This is a genomic window from Inquilinus sp. (assembly GCF_057815775.1).
On the sequence record NZ_JBYRFX010001201.1, the window covers coordinates 1 to 5,241 of the forward strand.

Sequence of the window (5,241 nt, forward strand, 5' to 3'; positions counted from 1 at the left end):
TCCATCGCCAGGCCGATCAGGTCGGCGTGGTAGAACTCGTCCTCCTCCGGCTCCGGCAGGGCGGCGCGGTCGACGTAGAGCCGCACGCCGCGCAGGGCATGCGCCGCGTCGCGGTCGGCGACGCCGTCGATGCGCGCGATCCACTGGTCCTTGGCCCAGGACAGCAGCTGAAGCGCGAAGCGGCGCGTCCCGGCCTCGTCCGAGACCGGGCCGTAGGCGGTCAGGTCATCCGGCGCGGCGGTGAAGGGCTTGACCTTCACCATGCCGCGGACGCCGTGCGCCCCGGTGATCTGGCCGACGCAGACCTTGGCAGGTTGGGACATCGCGGAGGCTCCGATTGCAGTCCTCCCCCACCCACTCTTGTCATTGCCCGGCTTGACCGGGCAATCCAGGGGCCACAAAGCACCGCTCTGGCCGCCCCTGGATGCCACGGTCAAGCCGTGGCATGACAATGAAAGTCGAGAATCGAAGCTCAATCCGCGACCCGAAACGCTCAAACCGACACCCGCGAACGGCCACCGATCCTGCCGCCGCTTTCAAACCACGTTCAATTCGACGATCGGCCGGTTCTCCAGGATGCGGGTGAAGGCGAAGGGCGACAGGTCGAGGCTGCGGAACCCGCCATGGGCGATCAGCTCGGCCACGCCCCGCCCGGCCGCGGGCGATTGCTGCAGCCCGTGGCCGCTGAAGCCGTTGGCGAAGATCAGGTTCGGCAGGTCCGGATGCGGCCCGATGATGGCGTTGTGGTCGACTGTGTTCATCTCGTAATGGCCGGCCCAGGCATTCACCACCTTCAGGCCCTCGAAGGCGGGCACCCGCTCGGCCAGCGCCGGCCACATCATCTCGTCGAACAGGCTGTGGTCGACGGTCAAATCGTCGGTGCCGGGGTCCTCGCCCACCGGCGGGGCGCCGCAGATGAACAGCTTGCCCTCGGGCCGGAACCAGACGCCGCTGGGGTCGATCACCAGCGGGCAGTCCGGCAGGGTCTGGCGGCAGTCGAACACGAAGACGCAGCGCTTGCGCCCCTCCACCGGCAGGTCGATCCCGGCCAGCGCCGCGACCTTGCCGGCCTGCGGCCCGGCCGCGTTGACCAGGGTGCCGCAGGCGATGCGGCGTCCGTCGGCCAGGGTGACGCCGGTGACCCGGCTGCCGGCCCGGTCGATGCCGGTCACCGTCTCGGTGATATAGGCGGCGCCGAGCGAGCGCGCCTTGCGCTTGAACGCCTGCAGCAGGCTGTAGCCGTCGAACCAGCCCTCGCCGGCCAGGCCGAGCGACCCGGCCGATAGCCCGTCGACATTCAGCCAGGGGAAGCGTTCGGCCAGCCGGTCCGGCGCCATCAGGTCGACGGCGACGCCCTCGCCCACCTGCATGGCGTGGTTGGCCTGCAGCACCGGCAGGCCGGGCGGGGTGGCCAGGAACAGATAGCCCTTCTCATGGAAGCCGAAATCCGGCACTTCGCCCTCGACCTCGAGCCAGCGCTCGGGATGCTTCAGCACCTCCAGCCCGAAACGCGACACCGCGACGTTGAACGGGGTGGAGAATTGCTGCCGGATCGAGGAGGCGGAGAGCGCCGAGGAGGCGGTGGCGTAGGTCGGGTCGCGCTCGATCACCGCGACCGAGCCGCCGAAGCCCTGGTCCAGCATCAGGAAACAGGCGATGGCGCTGCCGATGGCGCCGCCGCCGATGATGACCACGTCGAAACTGTCCGCCATATCAGCACCCTGCCCGGAGTTTCCCGACTCCTACGCCACCGCCGGGCCCGGCGCAACGGCGATTTTTCCGATCGGAAACAGATGCGGCGACGGGCGCTGCGTGCTTAGCTCTGGCGCATGAGCACCGACGTCAACGAAGGGCTGGGCCCCCGGCTGAAGGCGCTGCGCCGGACCCGCGGCTGGACGCTGGAGGCGGCCGCCACCCGCACCGGCCTGGCCAAATCCACCCTGTCGAAGATCGAGAACGGCCGGATGTCGCCGACGGTCGAGGTGCTGCTGAAGCTGTCGCAGGGCTTCGCCGTCGACTTGGCCGGGTTGTTCGGCGAGGCGCGGCCGGACCCGGCGGCGCGCAGCCTGACCCGGGCCGGCACCGGGCCTCGCCACGAGACCCGCAGCTACAGCCACGAGCTGCTGGGCGCCGATCTGGCGGAGAAGCGCATCACCCCGGTGCGCGCCCGGGTCAAGGCGCGGACCCTGGCCGAATACGGCCCGCTGGACCATCACGATGGCCAGCAATTCCTGCTGGTGCTGTCCGGCACGGTGCTGCTGCAATTCCTGGGCGAGACGCCGCTGCGCCTGGCCACCGGCGACAGCCTGTATTTCGACACCCGCACGCCCCATGCCTGCCTGTCGGAGGGGCCGGAGGAGGCGGAGATCCTGTGGGTCCACACGGGGTGATGGCGGGAGTGCCACCTCCATTTTGTCATTGCCCGGCTTGACCGGGCAATCCAGGGGCCACAAAGAGCCGCTCCGGCCGCCCCGGATGCCAGGTCAAGCCGTGGCATGACAATTAAAGTGGGCTTCCGTTCGCAGGCGTCACTCGGCAGCCATTCATGTTCACGATTTGTTTATTGAATCCATCCGCCCACCGGGGTCATTCTGTCTTTATGACCCAAGCCCCACTCGATCCCGCAACCACCCCCGCCGGCACCACAAGCCCCGGCGGTAAGACGCATGAACGGGATTGGGTGGCGCTGGAACTGGAGGTGCTGGGTGACCTGGCGCGGATCGGCACGTCCATCTCCGAACAGCTGAACCAGGGATACGCGGCAGCAGCAGCCGCCCTGCCCGCCGGATCCCCCGCACGGGTCAAGGTCGACCGCGAGGTCACCCTGGCCTTCGCGCGGCTCTCCCGCGCGGTGCGCCTGACCATGGCGATGTTCGGCCGGGTGCGGCAGGCCCGCGAGGCCCTGGCCGCCGGCACGGCGTCGCCGGCCGGGCCGGCGCGGCCGCCCACCGGGTCATCCCAACGCGCCGTCGAGGCGATGGTCCGGGCGCTTGAGGCCCGGACGCTCGATTTCGACGCCGGGGCCGACGATTTCGACGACGACGATCTCGACGACGAAGAGGATCTGTTCGACGATCTCTACGATGGGCCGGACCCGGCCGAGGCGCCGGATCGCCCGGACCGGGAAAGCCTGACCGAATTCGCCGATTTCGGCTTCTCGCTCGACCGCTGCCACCCCGGCGAGGTCATCGCCCGGATCTATCGCGATCTTGGCCTGCCTCCCGACCCGGCCCGCTGGCCGCAAGCCTGGCCGGATGGGGTTCCTGGTCCGGACAAGGGCAAGGGTCCAAGCTCCGCGGCCCCGGAGCATCCATCCGATCCACACTCGTCCGATCCACAGCCGGAGCCACCGCACGCGCCTCCTCTGGAGGCCTGCTCGGTCCCGTCCGATGACCCGCCCGTGCTGCCAGCCCTGCGGCGCGGTCCGCCCGAAGACAGCAGCTGACCGGCAACACGGCCGATCGAACGTGTTCACCCAACCCACACCGTCATCGCGAGCCCGAAGGGCCCCTTTAAGTTTAACGGGGGCGATCCAGGCTGTCGCCGCCTTTGGCTGCGCGACTGGATTGCTTCGCTGCGCTCGCAATGACGATGATGGATGCGCAGGGGGCCGGTATCAGCCCCACACCTCTTGGGCGATGTCGACGATCATTGCCAGCTTGGCCCATTGCTCATCCTCGGCCAGGGTGTTGCCCTCCTCGGTGCTGGCGAAGCCGCATTGCGGGCTGAGGGCGAGCTGGTCGAGGTCGACGAATCTCGACGCCTCGTCGATCCGGCGCTTGATGTCGTCCTTCCGCTCCAGCGTGCCGGATTTGGAGGTGACGAGGCCCAGCACCACGGTCTTGCCCTTGGGCAGGAAGCGCAGCGGCTCGAACCCGCCGGCGCGCTCGGTGTCCCATTCCATGAAATAGGCGTCGGCGTCGATCTGGTTGAACAGCCGCTCGGCCACCGGCTCATAGCCGCCCGAGGCGATGAAGGTGGATCGGAAATTGCCGCGGCAGAGATGCATGCTGATCACCATGTCCGCCGGCCGGCCGGCGATGGCGGCGTTCAGCATGCCGGCATAGATCTCGGGCTGCTTGACCGGGTCGTCGCCCCGCTCGGCCAGCATCCGCCGCTGCTCCGGGTCGCAGAGATAGGCGAAGCTGACATCGTCGAGCTGCAGGTAGCGGCAGCCCTCGGCGGCGAAGGCGGCCACGGCACCGGCATAGGCCCGGCCAAGATCGGCGTAGAATTCCTCCATGTCGGGGTAGACCGCGGGGTCGATCACCTGCCGGCCACCACGATAATGCAGCATGCTGGGCGACGGGATCGTCATCTTCGGCACGCGGGATGTGTTCGCCTTCAGGAAGCGGAAATGGTCCAGCATCGGGTGGCCGGAAAAGCCCAGCTTGCCCGTGACGCGAATGCCCTTCGGCTTCAGCTGGGCGCCGTGGAACTGCACGCCGTGGTCCATCCAGAAGCCCTCGACGCCGTCGAGATGCTCCAGGAAGTCGTAATGCCAGAAGGCGCGGCGAGCCTCGCCGTCGGTCACGGCCTCGAGGCCGATCTCCTCCTGCTTGCGCACCAGTTTGCGGATCTCCTGATCCTCGACCGCGCGCAGCTCCCCGGCCGTGATCGCGCCCTGCTCATGCTGTTCGCGGGCGGCCTTCAGGGGCGCGGTGCGCAGCAGGCTGCCGACCATGTCGGCGCGGAAGGGCGGGGTCTGGCGCGGCATGAGACGGTCCTTCTTCTCAGTGGTGCGGCGGGCGTGGGCCCTTGCGGGTGACGCCGAGATGGCGGTCCAGCGCGGCGTCGTCGGCCTTCAAGACGGCGCTGGGCGCGGCATGGACGATGGCGCCGCGCTCCAGGATCACCGCGTGGTCGGTGACCGACAGGATCTTGCGGGCGTGCTGCTCGACCACGATCGCCGCCATGCCCTCGTCGCGCAGGATGCGCTTCAGCGCGGCCAGCAGCTCCTCGACGATGATCGGCGCCAGGCCCTCGGTCGGCTCATCCAGCAGCAGCAGCTTCGGGTTCAGCATCAGGGCGCGGGCGATCGCCAGCATCTGCTGCTCGCCGCCCGACAGCTGGTGGCCCAGGTTGCGCCGCCGCTCCTTCAGCCGCGGGAACATCGAATAGGCCCGCTCCGGAGTCCACGGCCCCGGCCGGGCCACCGCGGTCATGTTCTCCTCGACCGTCAGCGACTTGAAGATGTTGCGCTCCTGCGGCACCCAGCCGATGCCGGCCAGCGCCCGGTCC

6 protein-coding genes are annotated in these 5,241 nt (G+C 69.1%); 2 read left to right on the top strand and 4 right to left on the bottom strand.

The features are described 5' to 3' along the window. Together rimM and AC3XYG_RS42700 are read right to left on the bottom strand one after the other, a co-directional pair. On the bottom strand, positions 1 to 323 hold a 323-nt coding region (gene rimM / locus AC3XYG_RS42695), incomplete at its 3' end, for a ribosome maturation factor RimM (RefSeq protein ID WP_489146007.1). A 213-nt stretch (positions 324 to 536) separates the two neighbouring features. Then, positions 537 to 1,712 (bottom strand): NAD(P)/FAD-dependent oxidoreductase, encoded by a 1,176-nt coding sequence (locus AC3XYG_RS42700; RefSeq protein WP_489146008.1) that lies wholly within the window; start codon positions 1,710 to 1,712, stop codon positions 537 to 539. Between the two features lie 117 nt (positions 1,713 to 1,829). Here AC3XYG_RS42700 and AC3XYG_RS42705 point away from each other — a divergent pair, with 117 nt between their 5' ends. Next, on the top strand, positions 1,830 to 2,390 hold the full coding sequence (locus AC3XYG_RS42705) for a helix-turn-helix domain-containing protein (protein WP_489146009.1): 561 nt from the start codon (positions 1,830 to 1,832) through the stop codon (positions 2,388 to 2,390). A gap of 209 nt (positions 2,391 to 2,599) precedes the next feature. Then, on the top strand, positions 2,600 to 3,445 hold the full coding sequence (locus AC3XYG_RS42710) for a hypothetical protein (protein ID WP_489146010.1): 846 nt from the start codon (positions 2,600 to 2,602) through the stop codon (positions 3,443 to 3,445). Positions 3,446 to 3,616: 171 nt separating this feature from the next. Here AC3XYG_RS42710 and AC3XYG_RS42715 read toward each other — a convergent pair whose 3' ends face one another. Both AC3XYG_RS42715 and AC3XYG_RS42720 read right to left on the bottom strand, forming a co-directional pair. Next, the gene (locus AC3XYG_RS42715; RefSeq protein WP_489146011.1) at positions 3,617 to 4,717 is read right to left on the bottom strand and encodes a 5-methyltetrahydropteroyltriglutamate--homocysteine S-methyltransferase; all 1,101 of its coding nucleotides are present in this window, start codon (positions 4,715 to 4,717) and stop codon (positions 3,617 to 3,619) included. A gap of 16 nt (positions 4,718 to 4,733) precedes the next feature. Beyond that, a partial coding sequence (locus AC3XYG_RS42720; protein WP_489146012.1) for an ABC transporter ATP-binding protein occupies positions 4,734 to 5,241 on the bottom strand: 508 nt, incomplete at its 5' end.